The sequence below is a fragment of the Rhizobium fabae genome, assembly GCF_003985135.1.
GTDB classification, from domain to species: domain Bacteria; phylum Pseudomonadota; class Alphaproteobacteria; order Rhizobiales; family Rhizobiaceae; genus Rhizobium; species Rhizobium pisi.
Genome location: NZ_ML133660.1, coordinates 22,741 through 47,945 on the forward strand (window position 1 = coordinate 22,741; position 25,205 = coordinate 47,945).

25 protein-coding genes are annotated in these 25,205 nt (G+C 61.2%); 7 read left to right on the forward strand and 18 right to left on the reverse strand.

Annotation, left to right across the window (positions count from 1 at the left end; all coding sequences use genetic code 11):
• The first annotated feature begins 116 nt into the window (after nucleotides 1-116).
• Complete coding sequence (locus EFB14_RS27410) at nucleotides 117-953, forward strand: alpha/beta fold hydrolase (protein ID WP_125848773.1); 837 nt, start codon at nucleotides 117-119, stop codon at nucleotides 951-953.
• 171 nt (nucleotides 954-1,124) lie between these two features.
• On the opposite strand, the gene EFB14_RS27415 is transcribed toward EFB14_RS27410, so the two are convergent.
• Nucleotides 1,125-2,033: a polysaccharide pyruvyl transferase family protein gene (locus EFB14_RS27415; protein WP_126829631.1), complete on the reverse strand. Its 909-nt coding sequence runs from the start codon at nucleotides 2,031-2,033 to the stop codon at nucleotides 1,125-1,127.
• A 451-nt stretch (nucleotides 2,034-2,484) separates the two neighbouring features.
• Nucleotides 2,485-3,948 carry an oligosaccharide flippase family protein gene (locus EFB14_RS27420; RefSeq protein WP_210302975.1) on the reverse strand — a complete coding sequence of 488 codons (1,464 nt, stop codon included), beginning with the start codon at nucleotides 3,946-3,948 and terminating at the stop codon, nucleotides 2,485-2,487.
• A 309-nt stretch (nucleotides 3,949-4,257) separates the two neighbouring features.
• Between EFB14_RS27420 and EFB14_RS33075 the strand changes: the two genes are divergently transcribed.
• Nucleotides 4,258-4,434, forward strand: coding sequence for a hypothetical protein (locus EFB14_RS33075; RefSeq protein ID WP_164737595.1), 177 nt, complete (start codon nucleotides 4,258-4,260; stop codon nucleotides 4,432-4,434).
• Between the two features lie 181 nt (nucleotides 4,435-4,615).
• Nucleotides 4,616-4,831, forward strand: coding sequence for a hypothetical protein (locus EFB14_RS27425; protein WP_126829632.1), 216 nt, complete (start codon nucleotides 4,616-4,618; stop codon nucleotides 4,829-4,831).
• A 53-nt stretch (nucleotides 4,832-4,884) separates the two neighbouring features.
• Here EFB14_RS27425 and EFB14_RS27430 read toward each other — a convergent pair whose 3' ends face one another.
• The 8 genes from EFB14_RS27430 to EFB14_RS27465 form a co-directional block, all read right to left on the reverse strand.
• Nucleotides 4,885-6,906 carry a hypothetical protein gene (locus EFB14_RS27430; protein WP_312894129.1) on the reverse strand — a complete coding sequence of 674 codons (2,022 nt, stop codon included), beginning with the start codon at nucleotides 6,904-6,906 and terminating at the stop codon, nucleotides 4,885-4,887.
• A gap of 66 nt (nucleotides 6,907-6,972) precedes the next feature.
• Entirely contained in the window at nucleotides 6,973-7,404 is a 432-nt protein-coding gene (locus tag EFB14_RS27435; RefSeq protein WP_126829633.1) for a hypothetical protein, read from the reverse strand.
• A gap of 5 nt (nucleotides 7,405-7,409) precedes the next feature.
• On the reverse strand, nucleotides 7,410-7,814 hold the full coding sequence (locus tag EFB14_RS27440) for a Bbp16 family capsid cement protein (protein WP_126829634.1): 405 nt from the start codon (nucleotides 7,812-7,814) through the stop codon (nucleotides 7,410-7,412).
• A 73-nt stretch (nucleotides 7,815-7,887) separates the two neighbouring features.
• Nucleotides 7,888-8,907: a major capsid protein gene (locus EFB14_RS27445; RefSeq protein WP_126829635.1), complete on the reverse strand. Its 1,020-nt coding sequence runs from the start codon at nucleotides 8,905-8,907 to the stop codon at nucleotides 7,888-7,890.
• Nucleotides 8,908-8,913: 6 nt separating this feature from the next.
• The gene (locus EFB14_RS27450; RefSeq protein ID WP_245438314.1) at nucleotides 8,914-9,627 is read right to left on the reverse strand and encodes a hypothetical protein; all 714 of its coding nucleotides are present in this window, start codon (nucleotides 9,625-9,627) and stop codon (nucleotides 8,914-8,916) included.
• Nucleotides 9,611-9,952, reverse strand: coding sequence for a hypothetical protein (locus EFB14_RS27455; RefSeq protein WP_126829636.1), 342 nt, complete (start codon nucleotides 9,950-9,952; stop codon nucleotides 9,611-9,613). The genes EFB14_RS27450 and EFB14_RS27455 overlap by 17 nt, the downstream gene beginning before the upstream one ends.
• Nucleotides 9,952-11,640, reverse strand: a complete 1,689-nt coding sequence (locus tag EFB14_RS27460) for a portal protein (protein WP_126829637.1) — start codon at nucleotides 11,638-11,640, stop codon at nucleotides 9,952-9,954. Before EFB14_RS27460 ends, EFB14_RS27455 begins: the two co-directional genes overlap by 1 nt.
• A gap of 270 nt (nucleotides 11,641-11,910) precedes the next feature.
• The gene (locus EFB14_RS27465) at nucleotides 11,911-12,123 is read right to left on the reverse strand and encodes a hypothetical protein (RefSeq protein ID WP_126829638.1); all 213 of its coding nucleotides are present in this window, start codon (nucleotides 12,121-12,123) and stop codon (nucleotides 11,911-11,913) included.
• 648 nt (nucleotides 12,124-12,771) lie between these two features.
• On the opposite strand from EFB14_RS27465, the gene EFB14_RS27470 reads away from it, so the two are divergent.
• Nucleotides 12,772-13,044 carry a hypothetical protein gene (locus EFB14_RS27470; RefSeq protein WP_126829639.1) on the forward strand — a complete coding sequence of 91 codons (273 nt, stop codon included), beginning with the start codon at nucleotides 12,772-12,774 and terminating at the stop codon, nucleotides 13,042-13,044.
• Nucleotides 13,045-13,149: 105 nt separating this feature from the next.
• On the opposite strand, the gene EFB14_RS33270 is transcribed toward EFB14_RS27470, so the two are convergent.
• Together EFB14_RS33270 and EFB14_RS27480 are read right to left on the reverse strand one after the other, a co-directional pair.
• Nucleotides 13,150-14,709 carry a terminase gene (locus EFB14_RS33270; protein WP_245438315.1) on the reverse strand — a complete coding sequence of 520 codons (1,560 nt, stop codon included), beginning with the start codon at nucleotides 14,707-14,709 and terminating at the stop codon, nucleotides 13,150-13,152.
• Nucleotide 14,710: 1 nt separating this feature from the next.
• Nucleotides 14,711-15,241 (reverse strand): terminase small subunit, encoded by a 531-nt coding sequence (locus EFB14_RS27480; RefSeq protein ID WP_167494743.1) that lies wholly within the window; start codon nucleotides 15,239-15,241, stop codon nucleotides 14,711-14,713.
• A 241-nt stretch (nucleotides 15,242-15,482) separates the two neighbouring features.
• Between EFB14_RS27480 and EFB14_RS27485 the strand changes: the two genes are divergently transcribed.
• A complete protein-coding gene (locus EFB14_RS27485) occupies nucleotides 15,483-16,460 on the forward strand; it encodes an acyltransferase family protein (protein ID WP_245438322.1) in 978 nt (325 codons plus the stop codon).
• Nucleotides 16,461-16,603: 143 nt separating this feature from the next.
• Nucleotides 16,604-17,125 carry a BA14K family protein gene (locus tag EFB14_RS27490; protein WP_126829641.1) on the forward strand — a complete coding sequence of 174 codons (522 nt, stop codon included), beginning with the start codon at nucleotides 16,604-16,606 and terminating at the stop codon, nucleotides 17,123-17,125.
• A 52-nt stretch (nucleotides 17,126-17,177) separates the two neighbouring features.
• Here the strand turns inward: EFB14_RS27490 and EFB14_RS27495 are convergent, their stop codons facing one another.
• The 4 genes from EFB14_RS27495 to EFB14_RS27510 form a co-directional block, all read right to left on the reverse strand.
• Nucleotides 17,178-18,116 (reverse strand): sialate O-acetylesterase, encoded by a 939-nt coding sequence (locus tag EFB14_RS27495; protein ID WP_126829754.1) that lies wholly within the window; start codon nucleotides 18,114-18,116, stop codon nucleotides 17,178-17,180.
• A gap of 397 nt (nucleotides 18,117-18,513) precedes the next feature.
• The gene (locus EFB14_RS27500) at nucleotides 18,514-19,389 is read right to left on the reverse strand and encodes a DUF3313 domain-containing protein (protein ID WP_126829642.1); all 876 of its coding nucleotides are present in this window, start codon (nucleotides 19,387-19,389) and stop codon (nucleotides 18,514-18,516) included.
• 104 nt (nucleotides 19,390-19,493) lie between these two features.
• A complete protein-coding gene (locus EFB14_RS27505) occupies nucleotides 19,494-20,840 on the reverse strand; it encodes a sensor histidine kinase (RefSeq protein WP_126829756.1) in 1,347 nt (448 codons plus the stop codon).
• Nucleotides 20,840-21,511 carry a response regulator transcription factor gene (locus EFB14_RS27510; protein ID WP_126829643.1) on the reverse strand — a complete coding sequence of 224 codons (672 nt, stop codon included), beginning with the start codon at nucleotides 21,509-21,511 and terminating at the stop codon, nucleotides 20,840-20,842. Before EFB14_RS27510 ends, EFB14_RS27505 begins: the two co-directional genes overlap by 1 nt.
• A 600-nt stretch (nucleotides 21,512-22,111) precedes the next feature.
• Here EFB14_RS27510 and EFB14_RS27515 point away from each other — a divergent pair.
• Nucleotides 22,112-23,818, forward strand: coding sequence for an adenylate/guanylate cyclase domain-containing protein (locus EFB14_RS27515; RefSeq protein WP_126829644.1), 1,707 nt, complete (start codon nucleotides 22,112-22,114; stop codon nucleotides 23,816-23,818).
• Nucleotides 23,819-23,853: 35 nt separating this feature from the next.
• Here EFB14_RS27515 and EFB14_RS27520 read toward each other — a convergent pair whose 3' ends face one another.
• Both EFB14_RS27520 and EFB14_RS27525 read right to left on the reverse strand, forming a co-directional pair.
• Entirely contained in the window at nucleotides 23,854-24,504 is a 651-nt protein-coding gene (locus EFB14_RS27520) for a pyridoxamine 5'-phosphate oxidase family protein (protein WP_126829645.1), read from the reverse strand.
• Between the two features lie 137 nt (nucleotides 24,505-24,641).
• Entirely contained in the window at nucleotides 24,642-25,163 is a 522-nt protein-coding gene (locus EFB14_RS27525) for a winged helix-turn-helix transcriptional regulator (RefSeq protein ID WP_125848797.1), read from the reverse strand.
• Nucleotides 25,164-25,205: the final 42 nt, after the last annotated feature.

Here is a 25,205-nt window from a genome sequence, read left to right on the forward strand (position 1 = left end):
TAGATAAGCACGTCAGCACGCGGCGCGGCCTCCCGCGCCCGTAACCTTGCCCAATTGCGCCGGCGACGGCGCAGACTTCCGCCTGCATCAACCCAACCAACCAAGGGAGCCATGCCATGAGCACAGTTACCACGAAGGACGGCGTCGAGATCTTCTATAAGGATTGGGGGCCGAAGAGCGCCCAGCCGATCATGTTCCACCACGGCTGGCCGCTCAGCTCCGACGACTGGGACACCCAGATGCTGTTCTTCCTACAAAACGGCTATCGCGTCGTCGCCCATGACCGCCGCGGCCACGGCCGCTCCACCCAGGTCGGCGACGGTCATGATATGGACCATTACGCCGCCGATGCCGCCGCCGTCGTCGAGCATCTCGATCTCAGGAACGCGATCCATGTCGGCCACTCCACCGGCGGCGGCGAAGCGACTCATTATGTCGCGCGCCATGGCCAGCCCCAGGGCCGCGTCGCCAAGCTCGTCCTCATCGGCGCCGTGCCGCCGGTCATGGTGAAATCCGATGCCAATCCGGGCGGTCTGCCGATCGAAGTCTTCGACGGCCTGCGCAGCCAGCTCGCCGCCAACCGCTCGCAATTTTATCGCGATCTTCCGGCGGGCCCCTTCTACAGCTTCAACCGGCCGGGCGCGAAAGTCTCCGAGCCGATCATCAACAATTGGTGGCGCCAGGGCATGATCGGCGGCGCCAAGGCGCATTACGACGGCATCAAGGCCTTTTCGGAAACCGATTTCACCGAAGATCTGAAGATCATCACCGTGCCGACCTTCGTCATGCACGGCGACGACGATCAGATCGTGCCGATCGCCGATTCCGCCCTGCTCTCGTCCAAGCTCCTGCAGAACGCCACGCTGAAGGTCTACGAGAAATTCCCGCACGGCATGTGTACCACTCACGCCGACGTCATAAACGCCGACCTCCTCGCTTTCATCAAGGGCTGAGTCGTAAAGAACCGGGCGCCGATGAGGCGCCCGGTTGGCGGCGCAACCTGCATCCGGTTGCGTCAGAATTGGTCTTGCACCGCCGGACCTGGGATCAGACAGTTAGCCCGCCCGCGCAGCTTGCGCCTGTGCGATCATCTCTTACCCTGCTTCTTTTAGCGCTGGCGCGCATCAAGACGCACCGCTCGCCGTCAGGGCTGCGGGAGCGAAATCCGTCTTCAGGCGATCGAGCTCGACGAGCATGCGGCTTGTCACGCGTTCAATGCTGGTATCGGAGCTCAATTGGCCGTTGGCCCGACTGGCCGTCTTGAGTGCGCCGATAGCGGTGGCCAGCGGTAAACCGAAACCAAAGCTGAAAAATTTGTCCCGGCGCTTTCGCAGGGCGTAGACGAAACGCCGCTTTCCCCAAAAGAAACTCATCAGCCATTCCAGCGCGTTGGATGGCCCAAGGCGCAGGAAATCGATGTTGAGATCAAGCACGCTTGCCCAGTCCTGCCATTTGTTCCGATGGTTCGGGTCGTGCGGCAAGATGGCCTTCCACGGCACCCGCAAGGCATCTGCGATGATGACGCCGTGCATGGCTTCGGAAACCAGGAGCTCGGACGACAGCATATGCTCCAGCACGACATCCACGTCCCATCGCGGATCGATGAAATTGATGCCGAGCTTGTTGCAGATCTTTTCCCAGCTGCCGAACATGGCGCTTTCGTAATGCGGCATAAAGGAAACGCGAAAACGCTTTTCATATTGCGGAAGCGTGACGGCCCTGATGAGGATGCCGGAATCACCGACCGCCATATCTTCAGGCAGGTTCAGGGCTGCTGCAGTATTCTTGCCGCGCACAAAATAGAGCTTCCATGTCTCGTCGATGGCCGGAAGCGCCGAATATCCAGCATAGCCTGCTCCGAATACAACTTTCTCCGCATTGGCGGGGTGGCTGTCGTAGAGAATAGAGCCGATCCCGAGAAACAGCCTTTCATCATTTTCAGTGAAGAAACCTCCGGGCAAAAGCTTCGGCCAAAGCCAATGATTCAGCTGATCCCCGAAATTGGAAACTTTACTGAAAGCGAACATTTTCATCGAGATCCCCCCATCTCAAAGCCCGCCCTGAACGTCAGGACAAGCAAATTCCATCAACTATAACTCCCGCCGACATATTGATCGGCCCCCCACTCTTATTGAATGCATAGGAAATGCCTCCAGATAAGAGGCTCTGGCTGTAATCCCTCAATATCCACAGAATTGTAAATTGAAATCATACTAGCTGGCGAGTATCGACTACCTGTATTTTACAGCGAGATAAACAAGCTTTTCCAAAGAAGGTAAACCGATAAAAAGCAACTTAAAATTTAAGTCGGGAAAATCTCACCAACTATATTCCGGGCTCAATATTGATTGGCCGACACCATCATCGAAGGCGCGGAATAAACCCAAAAGGAGTGGCGAGCGGCCCATGGGGCGCTCGCCACTCCTTTCAGTTTGCACTTACAGAAGTATAGGTCAGTAATTCCGCTGGCTGCGGATCGCTATTCTAGCTGAACTTCTCGGAACGCGATCTTGACAGCTGGATCAACCAGATAATCGATTGGCGGTCAGTCAGAAATAGCACTGCCGTATAGATGACCATCCCGGCGCTGATTGCAGTAACGAGGCGCAGAATCACATTGTGAATTGACGCAAGCCCGTATGTCGCGAGGCAGTAGCACGCAATTGCCATGATCAAGGCAGCCATGAGTGGCCGCAGAATCGCCAGCCCCGCGTCAGCCAATGAGCACTTGGTATGCGGTTCGATCAGCTTGATCTGATAGGGTATCATCACATAACCGCGCGCAAGCAGTGACAATATGATGGGCCAGACGCCGAAAGGCGCGGCAATGAGAGCAAACGCGACGGTGACGAAAAACTGTATGGTCGTAAAGCGAAGTGCCTTCTTTGACTGGCCAAAGGAGGTCAGCACAGAGAGGAAGAGCAGGCCGAACAGGCTCGGTATGCAAAAGAGCGACAGCGCCTGCATCATCGGCACGACTTCAAGCCATCGCTGTCCGTAGAGGATTGCCACCAGGTCCTTGGCCACGGCAGCCAGGCCAAAGAAAGCTGGAAACGACACCGCTCCGGCGACACTCAACAGACGGGCGAACGTCTGCTTGACCCTTGCCTCGTCCTCACGGATGGCGACGAAGAGATTGACCGAAACCGTAGAGATGGGCGTCAGGGTGCCGATCGAAAGCATGTCGATCGTCCGGCGAGCGACGCGATAGAAACCGACGGACGCCGGACCGACGAAAACCCCGATAATCATGTCCTGCACGCGAGAAATAATCACACCGATCAGTTTCGAAGCGGACATGCTCACGCTGAAGGGAAGAACCTCCATAAGCTGCGCCCGTGTGAAATTCACCGATGGCCACCAGCGAAAGGCAAGCCACGCCGTCACCATGGTCACGAATTCAGTGATGAACCGCTGTATCACCAGCGCATAGACACCGAAGTTCTCATGGGCTGCCCAAACGGCAGCAGCACTGCCGATCAATCCCGCGATGATGGATCGAATAGCGAGCGTCTTATGCCCGAACCGGCGCAATTGGCGCGCCATGTGAATTGCTCCACCGGCGGAAATGGGAAGTGTCCAGGCAAGGGCGATGAGAACGCCCTCGAGGCGATCCGTTCCCATAAGCCATGAAATCGGTTGGGCAAGCATCGTGATAACAACCGCGCAAGCCACTGCCATGCCCATGTTGCCCCAGAAGGCTGCCCGCGAGACGATCTCCTCATCCTCCTGCCTCGCCTTGGTTACCGCGTCGGAAAAACCCGAGGTCGCGAAGATGCGGCCCATCTCGGAAACAATCATGCCGAGGGCAAACAATCCAACCTCGACGGGTCCGAGGATACGAGCGACAACCACAAATACAACAAAAGAAAAAACTTGATCGACGCCGATCCGGACCACAGACCATAGCGCGGATGCCACAGCCTTTTTCTTCACATTGACAGTCAATTTGGAGACCTGCTTTCCAGTGCCGAGAAATGAGACGCCGATTCAATTGGGAATCATGAAGAACCAATTATTCACGCGAACACCATCCTTGTGAAGAAACCATGTGTTGCAGCTGGAAAGGGAATGCTGTCGGCTTACCTACGGTTATCACGCGATAATTTACGGTGTCATTTTCTTACCGGAGATATGGCTGAAATACTTAATGCCCGACTATGTTGGCATTGATGTCTCCGGCTGGCCCGTACAAGAGGTCGCAGGAGATTCCCCATTTTTCATGAAACCGTTTCCGGCGGTTTGCGTTTCACGGCCATGACAAGAGAACGCGAACCTTCATCAAAGGCTTATCGGCAGCATCGTTTCGAAAATACCGAGCGGACCGCCAGGGAAACCATCGAGGCGGAGCAGCGGGCTCGGAGGGAAAAGACGAAGCGGCTGAAGGAACTGCGTCTGTCGCGCGAGGGCGGCAAGGCTCCCGCGACGGAATAGATCGGACGTTTTGCCATCGGACGTGCCGGTGGCCGGCCGGCGCGTCTCAACCGTCCCAGGCCTTCACCTGCCGCCTTTCCTGATTTCGAAATTCGGGCCTTCGTCCATCTTGCAGAAGAAACATCGCGAAATTATCTTTTTTTTCGATAGCGACTCATAGGCATCGAAAAAGGGCTAGGCGATGTCAGACAAGTTGTTCAATACACGCGACGAACCGCTCGCTTCAGCGGATCTCGACGTTTGCCGCCGCGTTCACGAAGCGGTCTGCACCGAACTTGATATCGAAAGATCCAGCGAGAAAGCCGACAACCTCGGCGCCCTCATCATCGAGCTTTATCGGCAGGGCGTTCACGACGAACATCAGCTTCGGCTGCTGGCCGGCGGACGGCACGGATAGGACGAGACCTCAAGCGCGGCCTGTCGAACGCGGTCATACAAGGCGGCGTGGCCTCACGCCACCTTCAATTTCTCCTTTTCTCCCTGCGCCACACCCAGCCTGATCCGCTTCACCATGGCGGGAAGAGGATGTACGCCATCCGGCGACACCGCCTGCCTCACAAGGCTGCCCGCCGGCAGCACCGTCGCTGCCGCCGCGAGCGTCAGGACGTTGCCGTTCACGGCTGAAATCGCCGGGGAGCGCAGCAGTGTCAGGCCGTCGGCGCTGTAGATGCGAAGTGGTTGTTCAGGGGAAAAGATCGAACCGTCGGCCACCTGGATTGAGGTATAGGTGGCAACGCCGTCCGTGCCGGCCTGAACAGTCAGCACGCTGGAGGGCAGGTCGACCTGCCCCGGCCATTTGCCCATGCCGGCAGGTCCCTGCCAGGCCGCGAGCGTATCGATGCTGTCGTCGCAGCAGGCCGAGGTCTTCGCCAGGATGTCGTTGCGCAGACGCCATTTGTTCGAGGCATCTGTCCCATCGGCGGGATAGCTGTTCTGCGCGGCATATGTCTGGCTTGCCTCGGTCCGGAAGTCGTCGGCGGCGGTGATCGTGCCTGTCGTGGGCGACGTGCCGCCCGCAAATGTGTAGGTAAAGGTCGTCGGGCCTGTGACCGATATCGCGTAGGTGCCGTTATAGGCCGAGGGCGTGGCGCCCGCGATGATCAGGCTCTGGCCCGAAACGAGATGCGCGGTCGAGGCGCAGGTCGCCGTCGCTAGCGTGCCGGCGGAGGTCAGCGTGATCGAAATCGTCGCGTTGGTCCGCCCGAGCGGCGGCAGCGCCACGATCTTCACGCCGCTATAACGAGAGCGCAGCCGGCTGATGAAGCCGAGATAGCGCGTCGTGAAGAAGGTGGAATAGGGCGTCGTCGTATCGTTCTGCCCCATCTGGTTGAGGATGACGGTGAACGGCCGCTTGCCGCCGTTAAAGGCGATGATCTCGTCGACGATCGCCCAGCGCCGCGTGGCGATGCTGGCGCCGGACCCCGTGAGCTCGCGGAAGGCCGCCGCGCCCGGCATGCCGATCATCAGGTGCGGAATCCGCCAGCCGGAGTCGAGCCATTTCCTCAGCCAGCCGAGATTGCCCCTCTGGTCTGCGGCCGCGGAAAATTCCTGCCTGGCTTCGCCGATGCTGTCGCAGGCGACGAGCGCGACCGGCCGGCCATCCCAGTCGCCCTTTGCCACCATGAAATCGGGGCCGTAATATTGCGGCTGCGTCTGGCCGGCGTAATTCGTGTCGAGCGCCGGCGTGCTGTCGGCGTCGGGCGTGTCCTTGAAGGCAAGTAGCGATGCGTAATCGGCAGCACCCCATATGCGTTCGCCGCGATGCTTCTGGATGCGGTAGACCGGCAACTGCATCTGCCCGGCATCGGTATGGTAGAACAGCCAGATCTCGATGTCAGTCTCGGCGGCCACGGCATCGGCAAGCGTCAGCGGATCGCTCCAGACGCCCTGCGATTGATCGGGGATGGTCACGCCGGCCGTCCCGGCAAAACTGCAGGCATGAAACACGCCGCCGATCCGGATCAAAAGCCCGTCGATGACGGTCGCATTGCCGGCATAGACCGTTTCCTGCGGGCTGTTGCCGCCCTCGGTCGAGGCAAAGCCGGAGAAATGGAAGCGGAAGGTATTGGTCCGGTAGGAGGGCGACGAGACGACGATCTTCGAGCAGACATAGTTGGTGCCCGCCGCCGCCGTCACCAGCGCCCCTGAGGGCATGCGATTGCGCGTCGCAAAGAACATGTAGCGATCGGGATCGACGGGCGCGGCGCCGCTGCCGCTGACCGGCACAACAGGCATTCCGTTATAGAACGTGCGGCCGTCCCGGATGATCACCGCGCCGATGACGACCTGCTCGTTATAGATCACTTCGCTGCCCGAAAGCACGCTGACGCCAAGCACGCGCCGGCCGCCGGTAAACAGCACACCGCTATCGGCTTCACGGATGCCCACCACGCGCTGCCCATTGTGCAGCACCGTCCCGTCGGGAACGATATGCACGCCGATCATACGCTGCTCATTGAAAATCTCAGCCATAAGGATGCTTCTCGTCTGGAGTGCGGAAGGGAGGGCGACGCGCCCTCCCCGTCAGTTTTTAACCGGCTACGAGGCGGACGGCGCAACCCAATCGGGCGGCAGCAAGCCGAGCGCCTCCTGCAGTCCATTCCCCGGCATGCGCGTCGACACGTTGTCGCCCGAGCCGGCCTCCGCCGCGCGACGCTCGATCTCGGCGGCGATCACGCCGTCCGCATCCCGAGCATTCGGAGCCGGCTCCCCGGAGATCGCTCTTGCCAGCGCCTTGCGTTCGGCCGCCGTCAGGCTCTGCCAGTCCTCGGGAATCTCGGCAGCACCATCTGTCTCGCCGGTTTTCGGCCTGACGATCCTGGCGCCGCCCGCGCCCCCGCGGGAAAGGCTTGCCCATTTCGGCCGCCTCTCCTCGTCGTTCCAGAGCGCATCCGGCACGACGAAGGAAGCGCCGATCTCGCGCAGCTCGCCGTCGAAATAGCCCCTTTCGTTTGCGGTCACCGTCACCATGGCGGTTACTCCGTCGCCGCGACCACGCCGGCCGTGATCTTGCCTGTTGTCGGCGCCGTTCCCGTCACATCGTAGTAGAGGCGGAAGAAGCGCTCGTCGGCGTCGCGCGGCACGCTGTCGATGTTGATCTTCTTGCCGAGCGCAAGGTCGGCAAGAACAAGCAAGCCCGTCGTGCCGATCTGCTTCGGCGAGGCGAAGGCCTCATTGTCGTCGACCTGCACCTTGATCTCGAGCGAGGTCAGGTTGTTGAACGCCTCGACCACCTGGATCGAAAGCGGGATCTTTTTGCCCTTGCCGATATTGCGCACGGTGCCGGTGGCGATCGGGCCGAGGTTGATCACATTGGTGCTGGCCGCATCCGCGGTGATGGCCTGCGCGTCGGAAAGCAGGCTCTGCTTGTCGAAAATCATCTGAGATGCCTCTCATATTCGGGAAGGATCTGCCCGCCGCCGCCATTGGCGACGGGCTTTAGCCGATCAGCCGTCAGGGCGCGGCAGGAACTGCCGCCTCGGTGTTGAGGATGGCGTCGGTCTCGCGGATCGGAATGCCGCGATAGGCGCGGACTTCCTTGCCTTCGACGGTCATGTGCGTGAGGCCGGTATAGTTCGGGTTGGCCGCCAGCAGGCTTCGGTCGCTCGACTGCACGTCGAGGATTTCGAGCACGTCGCGGTTCATGTAGATCGCGATGCGGCTCGCAACGCCGTCGCGGCGGCGCGACTGCAGGCGATAGTAGGCCTTGCGCATCAGTGCCCAGAGGTCGACAGAGCCGGCGAGCATATTGGACACGTCGATATTGGCGACGCGGGCATTGTAGCGCCAGTCCTTCACGAACATGCCGACATGCCAGCACCAGTAGTCTTCCTTGCGGAAATAAGGCTGGCCGCTTTCGTCGAGCACGCGCTGCTCGCCCTTGTCCTCATGGCTGACGCCGGCCTTGGTGCCCTTGGGATAGATCAGCGAACTGGCATGGTCGCCCCAGGTAACGAACCAGATCGAGGTATTGTCGCTCCCCGTTCCGCCGCCGTTCACCACCTGGTTGGCGATGGTGCCGCGCGTGTCGGAATAGCTGGAATAGCGGGCCGACAGCCCCTTGAACTTCTCCGGCGTCGTCTCGGTATTGTGATAGAAGATGCCGGTCGCGACCTCCTGGTTCATCGCCTCCATGAAGGGGGCGGCAGACGTCAGCCGTTCCTTGGCCGGATCGGGCGCGAGTTTCAGGAGGCGCACGTCAACGCCGGACATGGCCTCGACGAAGCCTGTCGTGTCATCGACCTGCTGCATGGTCGCCTTGGATTGCGGAACGCCCTGGTAGAGGCGGCCCCAGGCGACGGATGGCAGGCCGGTGCGGATCATGTGGCGGTGCGAAGCGCCCATGTTGCATTCGGTCGCGATCGCGTCGTCGAGGATGGGGTTCTGCTGCGACAGCAGTTCGACAACGGAGCCCTCGGTTGAGCCCTTGTGCATGTCGATCAGCTGAGGGAAGCTATTGCCGATTGTTGCCATATCACTTTAGCCTTTCGGTGCATCGTTCGGAAAAAGAACATGCGCTGGATCAACGGGCCTGCCCGTGCCTCCGGCGCCGCCGGTGGCCGGATCGTCCTCTCTGATGAGCGCTCCGGCCTTTGCGAAGATACGAATAAGCTCCGGATGGTTGCCGCCACCACTCGCCTCCAGATATTCGCGCAGTGCCGGCGTTCCCATGTTGTTGACGAAGCGCCGGCTGTCGCGCACGGTCGCGTCCCAGCGCCTTCCGCCGATCTCGGAATCGGCCTTGGCATCATCGGCCCATTTGGAAACCGTCTCGCCCCAGACATTGCCGCGCGCTTCCGCACGCCCTGCCTGGATGGCGATGAACCGGTCGGCAAGCTTCTGCGCCTCGCCGTTGGTCAGCCCCAGCTCACGGAAATCTGGGCCGAGCGCGCCGAGCAACTCCTCGTCCACGGCAATGCCGTCCGGCATGGTAAGCGTATACTTCCCATCCTCCGGCACGCGGTCCGCCTCGCCACGAGCTGCTTCGCCCTCTCCATCACGCTCGGCCTTGGCAAGCGCATTCTCCCCGTCGGCCTTGCCGGGATCGGCCTGATACCCCTCGCCTCCGTCAGTCCTTTGTTGCGGCACGTCGGCGGGAAACAGGATATTTTCCGGCTCCCCGCCGCCGCTGCCGGCGCCCTCGGCGCTCCAGGCTATGTCAGGCCGGCCGATGCGCTCATGCGTCGACATCATCGTCTTCACTCCTCGTGTTGGTGGCGACCTCGCGGTCGATGGCTTTGATGGTGGCGATCTCGAGCAGCAGCGTGGGGTAGAAGCGTTGGTCGACCTCGTCGAGTTTGGCGATCAGCTTGCGACCGGCCCCTTGCAGGCCGAGCGCATAATGCGTCGTGCTCACCGCCTCGCCGGCAAAGGCCTCGCGGTAGATCGCGCATTGCTCCAGCATCCAGAACAGCACGCGTTTGCCCGATGGCAGCGAGAAGACCTCGCGGAAGGCAGCTGCAAGCGCTTCGCGCTCCTGGCGTTCGGCGGGCAGGAGATGTTCGTCGAGTTCGCTCATCAGCCAAGCCCCAGCTGCTGGAGAAGAGCCGCCCCGTTCGGGTTCTCGCCGGCGCTCGCAAGCACGGCCGCCGCATCCGCACCGGATTTCGCCGCCGGCGCCATCTTCGCCGCCATCTCGGCATTTTCGGCCATCTGCTGCTTCTGGGCGCGCGCGCCCCTGAGCTGCGCCACCTCATCGTCGGGCACGACCACGGAGGGCGGCACGCCGAGATAATCGAAGTAGAGATCGACCGCCTCGTCGGCATCAACCTTGTCGAGCACCTCCGGCTTGACGGCCGAGACCTGGCCGAGGAAGGCGAAGCCCCGCTCGATACTACCCGTCGCCACCGCCTTCTGCGCCTGGGCGAGGATCGAGATATATTCGATCTTCAGCTCCTGGTTCTCGAGCTCCTTTGGCGGCGGCGGCAGTTCGCGCCGCCGGTTGAGTATCTGGTAGGTCCGGTCGATCGTCGGCTCCAGCTGCGCGCCGTAGATATTCTCCAGCACCGGCCCGAGCGCCAAGAGCTTCTCTTCCTTGCGCTCGGCGATCTCGAACTGGTTGCGCGGCTGGATGCCCTCCATCTGCGACAACATGAGAAAGAGATCGGCATAAAAGGCCTGGCGGATGCGCTCCTGCGTCTCGCGAATATCGCTCGCCAGCTCGGAGAGCCGAAGCTGGATTTCCATCGCCGGCCGAAAACCCCGCCCGTTGGGATCATCGACATAGGTGATCTTGCCGGGCAGCAGCGAAGCCGGGTTGTTGCGCATCGAGGTCGGCCCGGTCATCGGCGGCCGCACCAGCTTGTCGATCGCTTCGAGCTTGCGCTGCTGTTCCAGCTGCAGCATCGAGACATCGCCGAGCGCGATCTGCCCCGGCGAGGTCGCATAATTGTCGTCGCCTGATATCTCCCAGGCCGGGCCGATCAGCGGGTTCTCGTCGAAGCCGCTTTCTTCAAGCAGCCGCTTGTCGCCCGCCTGCTCCTCCCAATAGTTGGAAAGGAACGGCTTGTTGCGCTTGTCGATCCTGTCGGGATCGCGCGAAAGCCGCGGCTCGATCGCATGGCAGATCGTCAGGATCTCGTCATAGCGACCATTGTCGTAGAAATTCTTCACCACCTGGCTGACATTGTCATAGCCGAAGCGCGAAACGATGCGCTGCACCGACCAGCGAAACCGCCGGTAAAGCGTCGTCACCCGGCCGTTCTCGTCGCGGGAGATCCAGAAGCTGCCATGCAGCAATTGCTGCATCCGCACCACTTTGTCCGCATCCTCGGAAAGAATGCCGACCGACTGCCCGAACTGCCCGAGATCGCCATACCCCGTGTGAAAAGCATTGTAGACATTGGAGGATTGAAACACCTCCCGCAGCCGCTGCTCCACAGCCGCGAGATACTCCTTAACAGGCGCAAAATCCTTTAGATCGGGATCATAGGTCGTCAACCGAAACCATGGCCGCGCCGGCGAGGTGATGCCGGAATGCATGCCCGATTTCAGCGTCCGGTGCGCGAAGGTGCCGGTGCTGTCGATGATCTTGGCCCGGCTGACCGCACCCTCATCCTTGTCGGAAAGCCTCAGCCGCGTCGGCTCGATATAATCCGCCAGCTGCCGCCACACACTCTCCCACGGCTGTCGGATCCGCTTCAGCTCCTCCATCCGCCGTCGGTGATAGGTGATCTGGCTTTCATGATCAGGTGCGTTATCGCTCATGCCTCATTTGCCTCCATGCACGCAGCGATGCCGCGTTGGTGTCCTTCCCAAGTGGCCGAAACCGCCTTGGTGCATCCGCACGAGGAAGACCCCATGCTGTAAGATCGGTGCAGACAGGTGTCTGCTCTCTGACTGTGAAAAGGTCGCCAACGCCTCTTTCGTCATGCTCGGGCTTGTCCCGAGCATCTGCGACGGCGCAGCAGATCCTCGGCACAAGGCCTGGGATGACGCAGAGGAAAAAACGAGCAGGCGTTGCCCAACCCACCAGCCTCACTGCCCAAGCAGCGTCTTCTTCTCGGTCGGCGCCATCGTCGTCACACCGGACGGCGAAGTCAGGATCGTATCGGGCCGCGACCGCACCCGATCCTCCGTCCGCCGCCCAACGGCCGTGCGCACCGCAGCCCCGTCCGGCTGCTTCAATTGCGCCGGCTCGGGCGGAAGCTGCGGCGGGTCCGGCTGGGAAGGTTTGGAAAACAGACACATGGGACATCATCCATCTTGCTGGCGGAAAAGGCGGCCCGAACGAGGGAAGAGCGCGGCAAGGCCGGAAGGCAGCAAGGGAGAGTGCGTATCCGCCCCTGCCCTGCCCAACGCTCTTCCCTCCACCCGGGAGGGCTCCACCCATCTCTACGCCCCCGATGGTTGCCGCCACGAACACCCGTACCCGGGCTGCCGAGGGCGGCCACCGACATCTCCCTCACCTCAGCGGCCCTTGCGTGCCGCCACGGGACTATTTATGAATTGAGCGAACCCAAAGGCGCGACGATTGCAGGACGGCGACGCCTGCCTTTCGCTTGTGCTCAAGGCATTCGTCGCTAACGCTCCTCACCCCCCTCATCTGCCCTTCGGGCATCTTCTCCCCGCTGGGTAGAAGGGGGAGCGAGACGCACCCTCGCTTCCACAAAAAATGCTTCGAGAAGGGCGAGACGTTGCAGCGATTCTCTTCTACCCAGCGGGGAGAAGATGCCGGCAGGCAGATGAGGGGGTGAGCGGCAAAGCCGCGAATGCCCTGAGCGCAGGCGAAGGGCAATAATGCGCACTTGGGTAGCAACCGCCACCAAATTACTATCGGGCTGCCTTGGAGCGCCAAGCGTATGCCCTCGGTTCACAGGCCAAATATCAGAGGATCAGATGACCCGCGCCGACGCTATTCAATTACTAGCTGGAAAGGGTTTCATCGTTAAAGAACGTATCTGGTCGTTTCAGGAGAGCATATGTGTCTTTGGTTCTCCGCAGAATTCGGGTGAAATTAAATTGTTTGATCAGATGGCAACCCTCTATCCGACGGCTGATGAGAGATGGGTCGTATTTGGGTCTTGGGCACCAAACAAAGAAACTGACTTTCGTTTCTTGACGGATGCTGTGGCATTTATTCTGGAGAGTATGTCGCCAGCAAAGTGTTAGGTGTCGAGCATTTTGATCCGCGGCATGTTGGTGGCAGTTGCGCCACAATTGCGCAATAATGAATGGTGTGAGGTTGAGCCCAACCCAACCACCAACCCAACACCCTCACCCCAGCGGACTATACTCCACCTCCACCTCAGCCCCACTCCCCACACCACGCCCCCGCTCCCGCTTCACCACCGGCTCGGCAAAGGTCAGCGCCAGCGCATCCCCCCTGTTCGGCGAGGGCAGCCCGCGCGCCTTCATATCCTCCTTGCTCTCCAGCTGGATTTTCCCATCCAGCCGCGCCACCGTCTCCGGCCCGACGAGATCCTGGTAAAGCGCCTCATCCCGCGGATCGAGCGCCCCGCCCGCCTTGATCCAGCGCTTCTGCATGCCCCACATCTCGGCCCGCTTGTTGAGAAAGCCGGCATCGAGCGGCTTGGCCGAAAACCAGATCAGCCGCCACGACCGCCCCATCACTTCGCCGGCGCTGACGATACCGGTGCCGTAGCCGGCGTCGACGAACACGGCGTCCGCCTGATGCTCCTCCTCCAGCCGCGCGATCAGCCCGGCCACCTCGACATCGTTGTCGTTCCGCGAAAGCGAGGCCAGGCTCTTCGAATAGAGCCCCTGCCGCAGCATGATCTCCAGCGTGTCGTCGCCGGTCCAGGCCGGATCGACCCCGAGGATCACCGGCGCGAAGGCATATTGCTCGCGGCGAAGATGGCGCGCACGCGCCTGGTCGACATCGTCTGCGGAGATGAACTGCATGGCGGATTGGCTCGGAAATTGCCCGCGAACGCGGATCTTGAAGAAATCGCTGTCTTCGCCGTGATCCTCCTGCCATTGCGCGATCTTGGCCTTGTTGGTGCCCTCGACCGTGCGGCTGTCGATCTGCCGTGTCACCCAGCGGTGACGAAAGCGGCGGAAACACTCGCGAAACCGCCCGGAATTGCGCGTCGGATTACCGAAGACGATCCAGATGATCACGGTGTTCTCGTCGGTCAGCGCGCCCTCGGCCACCTCCCACACCTTGTCGTGGATCTTCGAGGCCTCATCGAACTCCAGCACGATGATCTTGCCCTGGTTGTGCAGCCCGGCAAAGGCCTCGGTATTATTGACGGACCAGGGCACGAAATCCTGCCGCCACTTGTCCGACGCCGCCTTGTCCCGGGCGCGGATCGAGGTCGCCTGCACGTCAAACCAGTGCGCTGATATCGAGGAGCGGAACCATTTGCCGATCTCCGGCGCCGTCTTGGTGCGCATCTGCGTATCGGTATTGGCCGTCGTCACCAGCATCGCCTCGTTCCAGCAGGACATCGCCCAGTTGGAAAGCATGCCCATGAAGGCCGATTTGCCGATGCCGTGGCCGGAAGCGACCGCAATCTGCAACGGCTGAAACCGCGTTGAGGGATCGCCGAGATGATCGCGAATGACGGTAAAAATATCCCGCTGCCAGGCCCGGGGTCCACGATGCCCCTCCAGCCCGCCGATACCCCAATCCCACGCGCTGAGGCTCCAGGCCAAGGGATCGAACTGGCAATCCCCCGCCAACTCGATGATCCCCTCGTTCGGATCGGCAATCCCCGGGCGACCTGCGGTCGTCCCCAAGCGCCCGCCCGCACCAACCGCGCGCCCTGCCGCAGCCTCGCGTCCCGCCATCTTCGGCCCAAGCCCCACCATCTCAGCCCCCCGCCCCGCCATCACCAGCCTTGCGCGCCTTGGCGCGCGCCAGCCTCTCGCTCAGCGCCTCCAGCCCCTTGATCTCCAGCCGGTCGTTATAGAGCGAGTGATGCCGCGCCAGCATATCGAGCGCCCGCAGCCGATCCGCCCGCTTGATCTTCGCCACATGCACCACCTCCCCCTTGGCCTTGGCCGAGGTAATGATCTCCAGCCCCGCAACCCCAGCCGCCGTCCTCTCGTCCCACTCCGAAGGCGCCTTCAGCGCCCCCTCGGCATCGAACACATCGCGGACGTCTCCGAAGGCAACATCGGCAATCGCCGCAAGCACCCGCTCGGCCGTGATCTCCAGCTTCTCCACCCGCGCGGCCAAAGCCTTCTCAATCTCCGCCCGCACAGCCTCATTGGCCATCAACCAGCAGGGAGTGCTCTTCGCCTTTTCGCTATAGCCCGCCCGCGCCGCCGCCTGCGTCGCATTCAGATCCTTCAGATATTCCGCCACGAAAAGGCGCTGCCTCGCCGTCAGTTTTGCCATGGATGATCGAACCCTCGATGAGGGCCGATCATAGCCGCGGGATGGTTGGGAGGATGAATGCGACAGAGGGATATTAAACGGCGACGACACACAAATTCCAAATCGCCTAAATTATAATATTCGAAAATAATCTTGCGCCGATTTTTCCTATACCCTATCAAACAAGGGCTAGAGGAAAGTACCGAGGCGAAGATTGCGGGAACCTCAACTAGACGGATTGCGTGCGATCGCACTGCTGTCGGTGTTTTATTCTCATTTCTGGGAAGAAAGCTCTGAGCTTGGTCACATCGGCGTTCGTTTCTTCTTTGTTTTGAGCGGCTTCCTCATCACGAGAATTCTGCTGGAGGCCAGAGAGCGCGATGATCATGTCGCGGCCGTCATCGTCTTCTTCGCGCGAAGAGCCGCCAGAATCTGGCCACCATACTTCCTTCTGCTTGGATTCTGCTGGCTGGCCGCAGGCGTGCTGCAACTGCGGATGATGCATGCATCCCTCCCATGGCACGCATTGTTCCTCTCCAATGTCTGGTACGCAACGCACGGGCCTGAACCTTGGGCTCTCCAGCACCTCTGGACGCTTGCCGTCGAAGAGCAGTTCTACGTGGTCTGGCCTTTCGTCGTCATGGCGCTGCCGTCACGCCATTTTCTGAAATTGTGCGCCGCGCTCATTGCCTGCACGATACTTTATAGAGTTTGCGCCTTTGCCCTCGGCAAGGTCGTCGTAGCCAACGCGCTTCCCTTCGATTCCATCGATGCCCTGGCGGCCGGCGCCCTGCTGTCGTTCCTGTCGGCAAGGGGCTGGACTGCACCGCGATGGCTCACCTGGTTATCTATACCTATCGGCCTGGCAGGGGTCGTGGTGCAAACCGGTCTCCGCCCGGGAGACCTCATGGAGTGGGTCGTCTTCGAGGCAGCCCTGCTCTTGCCATTGACCATGATCGTCGCCCTTGCCTCGAAAGGACAACTTCTCGCGATCCTGGCAAACCGGCTCATCAGCGGCCTCGGCCGCATCAGCTACGGCGCCTATCTCTACCATCTGCCGATCTGGGCGGTTTTCCTCAGCCTCGGCGCCCGCCTTGGCATCCTGGACGTTTCGCGCGGCCCTCTGACGATGCTCGTCGTCGGAGCCTCATCCGTGCTTGCCGCTTTCGTGTCCTGGGTGGTCGTGGAGCGTCCGGTCATGGCCTGGTCGAAAAGGCTGACCAGCCGGGTTCCTGCGTAGATCCCATCCCGCCGCAGACGGGCTCACCGGGAACATTCTCCCAGCGTCCGTTAGCCCGTACTGACGTTCCCATCCCAAAATGAAACCAAATCCCTTCCGCTGCGTTACCCCCTCGATACATCCGTTTACCCAAGGTGAGTGAAATGAACAGATTCGCCATCATAGCCCTGTCGATCGCGACGGCCTTCTCCGGAATGCCGGCCTCGGCGGGTCCGGCCTTCGTGCCGAGTCCGGCGCAACAGGCAGCGCAGCCGGCGCCTGGAGGCAGCGATGCCCGGATCATCACGGTCGGCTGCAATAACTTCACCAACTGCCCGGGCCAGTTCGGCAATAACGATGATTACTGGTATCGCAACCGCCACTATCGCAATCGCGACTACTACGGCAACCGCGACTACTACCGAAACCGCGACTACTACCGGGACGACCGCTATGGCTGGGATCGCCGCTACGGCAGGCGATATCACCACTATGACAATAGCGGCGCCATCATCGGCGGCCTGGCGGCCGGCGCCATCATCGGCGGCCTCATCGCCTCGCAGCCGCGGTCCTATGGCTCCGGCTACGGCTCGCATGCCGAATATTGCTACTCCCGCTACCGGTCTTACCGGGCCTACGACAATACCTATCAACCGAACTACGGCCCTCGCCGCCAGTGCCGGTAATATCCAGTCAGCCGACACCGGCAGCCAGCCCCGCATGAAGATGCGGGGCTTTTTATCGCGAGCTTTGCAGGCGGTGATCGCCGCGCAGAAGGTACAGCCAGGCCCGTGACATTTTCTCCGCGCCTGTGCCGCCGATATGGCAATCGTCATAGCGGTCCTCTCCATCGAGTAACGCGTCAGAATTGACGCCCTCTCGGATACCGTGGCCGCTTTTCGACAGGGCGAGTTGTGCCCGCACGATCGGATTGTCTGGAATATGCTCCTTGAAGCCGCCGTTGCTCGGTTCGAGACATTTCGATGCGATCGAAATGTAAACGGGTGCTTCAACGCCGTGCTGACGCAATGTGTCCACCATCGACATGAAATATTCCTGATAGGCCTGCGCAGTGGTGCCGATAACGAGGTCCTTTTCTCCTTGCACCCAGAGGACGCTCGTTATCCGATAACCGGAATCCTGAAGCTGTTTCACGGTATCGACCAGCACGAGATTGAGGTCGCCGCCTTTCGCCCATCGTGCGACCTCAGATCCGGAATATGCGAGCGGTGCGAGGATGACGCTGTCATTTTGCCCCGAGGCGATCAAATTGTTCGCAAGAAGCGTCCAGTACTCTCCCTTGGTATCGGTCGATCCAAGAAGTGGCGAAGCGGCGATGAAGCACCGTTTGTCAAAGGCGTTTACAACGTGAGCGCCATAATTTGACCTGTGCCGTTGTCCACCGTCGTTGGCCGCGTTCGACTGGCCAAGAATGAGCAAGACAGCAGTTCGGTCAGTTTGAGCCGGGCAGGTCACAAGCGTTTTTGATTCATCCCCGATCAGTCGTTCCTTGTCGTCGAAAGCATAACGGCTTGGAGCCGCCGCCTTCTCGCCGCCGACCATTGTCTTCAGCGCGGAAAGTTGTGGCCAAGGAAAGATCTCATGTCTCGCGCTCATGCCGCCGAGCAAGTACATGGCGATCAAGGCGGCAAGGCCGACTGCCATTGTTTTGCGCATGTCGTTGACTTTCAAACGTCATCCGACGACATGGTCGGACCAATCAAGGCTGCTCCAGCCATGAAGGTTCCTTTGCACCGCCACATCTGCTTGCTTCGGGCATGATCTTTAAGAAAGAGTTCGTCGCGAAGATCGAGCCCAATCCACGACTGTTTCGCGTGGAATCGCCGGAAACTGCTCTAACTATAGACCGAACCAGTGATTTCAATAATCCGTTCGGATGAGAGATCGTGCCTGCTGTGCAGCGTGCAGTTCCATGGAGAAGACTCCCGTTAGGGCTATACCCCAGGCTGCCCGACACCCTGAAATATCCGGCCGTAAAAGACGAACGGAGCAAGGCTCGCCGTGCCTGCTCCGCCCATCCCGTCAACCCCGGGGGTACGGGCTGAGCGCTCGATTAATAAGCCGCGGCTGCCGGCTTCGGCTTCTTCTCGGTCCATTGCGGCGGCGCGCCGTATTTGGCGGCGACTGCGCCGACCAGCCCGGGCTCGCGGCCGAAGGCGTCGCAGGCAGCGTATTTCGGTTTTCCCCCGAGCCAGGATTTCATCCGCTGGCCGGAGGGAAGCGAAAGGTCGAGGCCCTTCGGCTCCTGGCGGGCGATCAGCATCCGGGAAAATTCGCCGCTGAATTTCGATGCCAGGCTATAGGCGTCGCCCACCTCGGAAACGCGCGGCTTGTTCTGCAGCGAGTTTGCGCCCCGCGCCCAGACCATCGCCGCCCGCTGCACGCCCGCGCCGTCGATCGCCTCGGCTTCCACCGCCAGTCCGCCGAGGCCGACCGGCAGGCGCGGCACGCCGACGGGAAGCGCGAAGCCGGAGCCGACGCTCACCACCGTGGAAACGCCTGCCATCGCCTTGTTGGTCGGCACGATGTCGGTGATGACGGAGCGGATCGTCAGGTCCGCCGGCTCGCCTGGCGCCACCATCCGGTATTTGTCGCTGAGCGAAATGCAGAGCGCCCGGTCGAGCGCGTTCGACACCATCGTCCGGTCATCCGGCGATTTGATGCGGGTGGCGGCGCTGAAGGCGAAGGTCGTCGGCGTGATGGCAACCGTCTTCGCCGGCGCGAGACCGACCCCGTCGACATAGACGCGCGATTTCTGGAGCTTCCCCTTGGGCGCGCCGAGATTGGAATAGGAAGAAAGCGTCCCGCCCTCCTTCAGCGGCACCGTGCTGCAGCCGGCGCCGGCCGCGGCAAGCGCCAGCGGCAGGGCGAGAGAAAGGGCGCTCGTTGCCCGTCTTGAAATGGATGGTGAAAATGGATTGCTGCGCACTCTGTCTGGCCTCCGTCGCCGTTGATCTCAAGTGAAGTTGGCGGCCAAGAATTGCCGCAGCATTGCAGCCTCTCCTGCGGCATGAGCCGCCGGAGAGGCTTGGTCTATCCGAGCCGGATCGTCACCTCGGTGCCGGCAGCACCGCTCTCGATGCCGACCTCGCCGCCATGGTTCAACGCGATCTGCTTGACGAGGCTGAGGCCGAGGCCCGCCCCGCTGCTCCGAGGGGTGATGCGGTAGAAAGGCTCGAACACCTGCTCGCGGTGTTCGGCCGGAATGCCCGGCCCTTCGTCGGCGACGCTGATGCGCCCGCCGCCGGAAGCCTGGACGGAAACGGTGATCATGCCGCTGCCGCCGCCATGGTCGATGGCGTTGCGCACGAGGTTGCTGACGGCCCGCGGCAGCGCCGAAGGGCTGCCCTTGCGTTTCAGGCTCTCGACTTCGCTCTGAAACGAGATCTGGTAGCCGCCGCCGATTGCAAGCGGCGCAAGATCGGCCACGACCCCGCGCGCGATGTCGACGAGATCGACGGTCTCATGCAAATCGGCCGCCTGGTCGTTGCGTTCGAAATCGAGCAGTTGCTCGGCCGTCTCGGCCAGACGCGCGACGTCGTCGAGCAATCGCCTGCGCTCCTGCCCCTCGGCCGTTCCATCGATCCGGGTCTGCATGATCGCAATCGGCGTCCTCAGTTCGTGCGCCGCATCGATCAGGAAGTGCTGCCGCTTGCGGTGCTCGTTCTCAAGCCGGTCGAGCGCCTCGTTGAAGGCGATCACCAGCGGAGCGACCTCCCTCGGAATGCCGGCCAGCGGCAGGCGGGCATCGTAGCGGCGCGGTTCGATCTCCGACGCCTTGCGGGCAACCTCGCTGACGCTGGCAAGGCCGCGCCTGACGATCCTGGGAACGGCAAGAAAAACCGCAGGCAGGGCGACGGCAAACAGCGGGACGTAGATCGGATAAACCGCGCCCATCAGGGTCAGGACGGGCCAGCCCTTGTCGGCGACGCCGCCGAACAGAACCCTGAGCTCGCCGATCGGCGTCTCTACGCTTTCGACCGAGGCGATCTCATCCGTGCCCGCCGATCCCCTGATATCGGCCCCTTCGAACAAATGGGTCAGATGCACAAGTTCGCCATAGGCCGCGGGGATGGTTCCGTAGGACACGGAGGAACCGTTCGTCACGGCCGCAACATACCAAAGTCCGTCATACTCGCGCTTGAGTGCGTCGAGCTCCGGCGTCTCTTTGATTTCGAGCCGCCCTTCGGCATCGAGCGCAACGGCCCGCGCCAGCACGTCGGTGATGTGGTCCTCCAGCGCGACGTTCGGCGAGAGGATCGTGGCACCATAGAAGCAGAGCCCGATGGTAACAATCGTCACCACGCCGATAAAGACGAGGCTGAGCTGCCAGCTGAGCCGCCACCAGAGCGACGGATTGGCGTTTCCTGCCGCGGCCATCATTCTTCCTTCATCAGATATCCGACGCCGCGGATGTTGTGGATCGAAACCTCGGCGCCGGCTTCGGCCAGCCGCTTGCGCAGCCGCGATATATGCGCGTCGAGCGCGTTCGACTGGATTTCCTCTTCGTAATTGTAGACCGCCGCCTCCAGCGTCGAGCGCAGCACCGTCTTCTCCTTGCGCCTGGCGAGAGCGGCAAGCACCAGAAGCTCGCGCCGGGGCAGATCGAGCGTGGTATCGCCGACGGTGACGCTCAAATGCAGGGGATCGATCACCAACCGCCCGGCGGTGATCTTGAGCTCGGAAAGATTGGGCGGCCGGCGCAGCACGGCCCTCAGCCGCGCCATCAGTTCCTCGACCAGGAATGGCTTGCCGAGATAGTCGTCGGCGCCGAGATCGAGCCCTTCCACCCGTTCCTGCGGCTCGTTCCGCGCCGTCAGCACGATGATCGGCGTATCCCTCCCCGTCCGCCGCAGCTCCGGAATGAAGCGCAGCCCCTCGCCGTCGGGCAGGCGCCGGTCGAGCAGGATCGCATCGTAGAGGTTCTGCCGCGTCAGCTCCACCGCATCGCCGAGATGCATCGTGTGGTCGGTCACGATCCCATGCTTGCCGAGCGCCGCAGACAGCGCCTCGGCCAGTTCCCTCTCATCCTCTATCAGCAGAATCCGCATCGCCCACCCAACCCTCGCGCCCCGGTTTCGGCCGCAAGGGTTGCAGCAACATTGCGGAGGTTGAAAGGCAGCCGGTCATGCTGCCGTAATTGTTGCACCCGAGGATCGGGCATCGCAATTCAGGACTTCAAGATGCCCCAGCTCAAATCCGTCCTCCGCATCCTCGAAAAATACCTACTCTCCGCCTTCATCCTCGCCAGCCTGCTGGCCGGCCCGCTGGTGATACTGTTCGTGAGGTAGAGTTGCCCGCGACCAACGAGCACGACCGGACATTTCGGAATTATGGTGCAAATGCCACCAACCGAAAGCGCTGCGGCGCTGACCGCATTTGGCCCAAGCGCAGCCAGTGGTCATCGTCCGCAATGCGCCAGGAGCAGTCGTTGGGCTCGGTGTGAAGGAGCGACCGATTTGGGGCCGGAAGGAGACTGGCCGCATCTGGAGAGTTAGCCAGAAGTGTCGTCCACCTCGACGCCGTCGGTCACAAAGAAGGATGACGGCTCGATGGTGGTGGAGATCGCCTGGACGTTACCTCTTACGATTTGTTGACTCATCCGCGGTTGAACAATAACTTGCTAATTTAGTCGTTAGGCTTGTCCTCACATGACGGATCAATCTCTTCAGCGTCGCCTTGCCGCCATCGTCGTTGCCGATGTGGTGGGATATTCACGCCTGATGGAGGCAGATGAAGTCGCAACGCTGGCGAACCTCAGGGAACTCCGTTCTGGCACTATCGAGCCGGCTGTGATGCGCCACAACGGTCGCATCTTCAAGGTCGTGGGCGACGGCTTCCTGATCGAATTCGGTAGCGCGGTGGAAGCGGTCGCAGCAGCGTTGGAAATGCAACGGGCCACCACCGCTGTTGAGACTTCCGGAGACCGGCGCATGCTTTTACGTGTCGGCGTCAATCTGGGTGATGTCATTGACGACGGTTCAGACGTCCTCGGCGACGGCGTCAATGTCGCGGCGCGCTTGGAGACGCAGGCCGCGCCGGGAGGTATCTGCATTTCAGCCAGTGTTCACGGCGAGATCGTCGGCAAGATCGGCGACCGGTTCTTTGATGCAGGCGAACGCTACCTGAAGAACCTGACTCGCCCGGTCCACGTGTGGCATTGGCCGGATGCGCTGCAGAGCATATTGCCGCTGCCAGAAATTCCCTCGATCGCTGTATTGCCGTTCACGAATATGAGTGGGGATGAAGCGGACGCGCCTTTCGTCGACGGCTTGACCGAAGACCTGATCACCGACCTTTCCCGTACGGCTGGCTTGTTCGTCATCGCGCGCAATTCCGTGTACGGCTACAAGGGCATGCCGGTCAACGTACGGCTGGTCGCCCAGGAACTCGGCGTCCGCTATGTCCTGGAGGGGAGCGCCAGACGCGCCATGGGCCGTGTCCGCATCAATGCCCAATTGGTCGACGCGCCTGGCGGCCGGCACTTGTGGGCCGAGAGGTTTGACAGGACGGTGGAAGATGTTTTCGAATTACAGGATGAAGTTAACGCCAAGATTGTTGAAGCCCTCGTCGGCCGGCTGACCATCCCGACGCAGCGCAATCGGCCGAAGAACTTTGAGGCATACGACCTGTGTGTGCGCGCGCGCCTCCTGACGGAAGAGTCGCCGCAAACTGAGCGCGAGGCCTATATGCTGCTCCAACGCGCGGTCAAGCTCGAGCCATCCTATGCCGAGGCGCTCGGTCTGCTCGCCTATAACCGTTGGCTGGCCTGGACTCATTTCGGCGAGCCCGAAGATCCCAACCGTCGGATGGCGGTGACATCAGCGCAGAAGGCGGTCGACCTGGATCCCAACGATGCCGGCTGCCGTTACGTTCTGGGGACCATTTTGGCCTATGAGCGGCGATGGGAGGAATCGGAGGCCGCCTTCGCCAAGGCCCTGGAGCTGGACCCCAACCACGCCGACACCTGGGCCGCCATGTCGGACGTATCCGTGCTGGACGGCAGGGTTGCCGATGGACTGGCGCAGATCGATAAAGCTCTGCGGCTCAATCCCTATCCAGCGTGCTGGTATCTTTGTCATCTTGGGCAGGCGCAATACGCCGCGCGTGACTATGAGGCGGCAAGCGCTACCCTCCGCAGGGAAGACACGTATCGTACCAACTCACGCAAATTCCTGGCTGCGACGCTTGCGCAGTTGGGCCACAGTGAGGAGGCGCGGCGGGAAGCAGAATTGTTCCTGATCGCTCACCCTCATTTCACGATCGGCCATTGGCTCAGCTCCCAGCCTCTGCGCGATGCATCTGTACGAGACCACTTTGTTGACGGCTTCCGAAAGGCTGGCCTGCCGGAAATGTGACAACGGGTGGGGACAACCCCCGCCGCTCTCCAGCGCTAGTAAAGTGTCCTCTTGTACTCATCCTCCAAATCTTCATCGATCCTGCGCATCTCGTTCCCGTCGGCCGGCGCCCCGGTCGTTTCATCCAGAATGATCTTCAGAAGGGACGGCATCGTCGTGCGATCCTGGAAATGATCCGGGCTCCACAAGTGAGAGCGCCGAAACGCCTTGGCGCAGTGCATGAAGACCTCGCTCACTTCGACCACGATGGCGAGTTTGGGAGCGCGATCGTTGACACTCATGCTCGCCAGAAGGTCGGCGTCCTTCACCAGAGTGGCGCGACCGTTCACCCGCAATGTGTCGTCAAACCCCGGAATGATGAACAACAGTCCAACCGTCGGATTCGCGAGAATATTGACCAGCGTGTCGAGGCGGTTGTTGCCGGGCCGGTCGGGTATCACAAGCGTGCGCTCGTCGAGGATTTTGACGAAGCCGGCAGGGTCGCCGCGGGGGCTGACATCTGCTTTTCCATTCAGATCCTGCGTGCCGATACACAGGAATGGAGAGCGTCTTATGAAATCCTGGGCATGCTTGCCGAGGCTGTCCTGGCACTTTTGAAGGGCGAGCGCGTGTGTCGCATCGAACAGACTTCGAAGAGATTGTTCGTCTCTGATGACGAATTCCGGATTAAGCTTGAACCCGTTCATTCTATTGCCTCGCGAAGTTCGCTTGATCAGACCCGTCTGATTGGTCCGCAATTTGATGTACGTACCTCAAATTTAATACAGTAAATTCCGGCTGCAATCAAGCCAGCCTGCCGCTTGTCTTTGAAATCAGCGCAGCATCACGACGCCTTCGCCGCCGATCTCGCGCGCACTTCGAGAAACGCCGCCGTCAGCTTCGCCAGCACCGGCGAGGTCACAGTCCCGTTCGCTCCGCCGATCGGATCGACGATGTGGATCTGCCGGAGATCCTGCATGAATTCGTCCCAGAGCGGCTGACCGCCCTCCTCCAGCAACTGGGCGCGAATGCTCAGATCCTCGGTCACCGGCAGGTGACGCCGCCCCCAGGCGCCGATCATGGCAAAGAGCGGAACGAGCTGAATTGCCGGCTCCGTCAGGCTGTAGATCGCCTTCTGGCTGTGGCTTGGATCGTCCCGTTTGCTGATGAAGCGGAGCTTGAGCAGCCGCTTCAGCCGGGCAGCCAGGATATTGGAGGCGATCCCCTCCTGCGAATGGGTCAGGAGTTCGCGGAAATGGCGGCGGTTGCCGAACATGATGTCGCGGATGATAATCAGGCTCCATCGGTCGCCCAGCACTTCCATCGTCAGGTTGATCGGGCAGCCCGACCGCAATTCTATATCCACGAAGCATCTCCAGCAAAAACCAGTTGCATTATAGGATCGCTT

What these genes read in the sequence shown, in the direction of transcription:
- EFB14_RS27410 (WP_125848773.1), top strand. Translation starts at nt 117, where the DNA reads ATGAGCACAGTTACCACGAAGGACGGCGTCGAGATCTTCTATAAGGAT.
- EFB14_RS27415 (WP_126829631.1), bottom strand. Translation starts at nt 2,033, where the DNA reads ATGAAAATGTTCGCTTTCAGTAAAGTTTCCAATTTCGGGGATCAGCTG.
- EFB14_RS33075 (WP_164737595.1), top strand. Translation starts at nt 4,258, where the DNA reads ATGACAAGAGAACGCGAACCTTCATCAAAGGCTTATCGGCAGCATCGT.
- EFB14_RS27425 (WP_126829632.1), top strand. Translation starts at nt 4,616, where the DNA reads ATGTCAGACAAGTTGTTCAATACACGCGACGAACCGCTCGCTTCAGCG.
- EFB14_RS27430 (WP_312894129.1), bottom strand. Translation starts at nt 6,906, where the DNA reads ATGGCTGAGATTTTCAATGAGCAGCGTATGATCGGCGTGCATATCGTT.
- EFB14_RS27435 (WP_126829633.1), bottom strand. Translation starts at nt 7,404, where the DNA reads ATGGTGACGGTGACCGCAAACGAAAGGGGCTATTTCGACGGCGAGCTG.
- EFB14_RS27440 (WP_126829634.1), bottom strand. Translation starts at nt 7,814, where the DNA reads ATGATTTTCGACAAGCAGAGCCTGCTTTCCGACGCGCAGGCCATCACC.
- EFB14_RS27445 (WP_126829635.1), bottom strand. Translation starts at nt 8,907, where the DNA reads ATGGCAACAATCGGCAATAGCTTCCCTCAGCTGATCGACATGCACAAG.
- EFB14_RS27450 (WP_245438314.1), bottom strand. Translation starts at nt 9,627, where the DNA reads ATGATGTCGACGCATGAGCGCATCGGCCGGCCTGACATAGCCTGGAGC.
- EFB14_RS27455 (WP_126829636.1), bottom strand. Translation starts at nt 9,952, where the DNA reads ATGAGCGAACTCGACGAACATCTCCTGCCCGCCGAACGCCAGGAGCGC.
- EFB14_RS27460 (WP_126829637.1), bottom strand. Translation starts at nt 11,640, where the DNA reads ATGAGCGATAACGCACCTGATCATGAAAGCCAGATCACCTATCACCGA.
- EFB14_RS27465 (WP_126829638.1), bottom strand. Translation starts at nt 12,123, where the DNA reads ATGTGTCTGTTTTCCAAACCTTCCCAGCCGGACCCGCCGCAGCTTCCG.
- EFB14_RS27470 (WP_126829639.1), top strand. Translation starts at nt 12,772, where the DNA reads ATGACCCGCGCCGACGCTATTCAATTACTAGCTGGAAAGGGTTTCATC.
- EFB14_RS33270 (WP_245438315.1), bottom strand. Translation starts at nt 14,709, where the DNA reads ATGGTGGGGCTTGGGCCGAAGATGGCGGGACGCGAGGCTGCGGCAGGG.
- EFB14_RS27480 (WP_167494743.1), bottom strand. Translation starts at nt 15,241, where the DNA reads ATGGCAAAACTGACGGCGAGGCAGCGCCTTTTCGTGGCGGAATATCTG.
- EFB14_RS27490 (WP_126829641.1), top strand. Translation starts at nt 16,604, where the DNA reads ATGAACAGATTCGCCATCATAGCCCTGTCGATCGCGACGGCCTTCTCC.
- EFB14_RS27495 (WP_126829754.1), bottom strand. Translation starts at nt 18,116, where the DNA reads ATGCGCAAAACAATGGCAGTCGGCCTTGCCGCCTTGATCGCCATGTAC.
- EFB14_RS27505 (WP_126829756.1), bottom strand. Translation starts at nt 20,840, where the DNA reads ATGGCCGCGGCAGGAAACGCCAATCCGTCGCTCTGGTGGCGGCTCAGC.
- EFB14_RS27510 (WP_126829643.1), bottom strand. Translation starts at nt 21,511, where the DNA reads ATGCGGATTCTGCTGATAGAGGATGAGAGGGAACTGGCCGAGGCGCTG.
- EFB14_RS27515 (WP_126829644.1), top strand. Translation starts at nt 22,112, where the DNA reads ATGACGGATCAATCTCTTCAGCGTCGCCTTGCCGCCATCGTCGTTGCC.
- EFB14_RS27520 (WP_126829645.1), bottom strand. Translation starts at nt 24,504, where the DNA reads ATGAACGGGTTCAAGCTTAATCCGGAATTCGTCATCAGAGACGAACAA.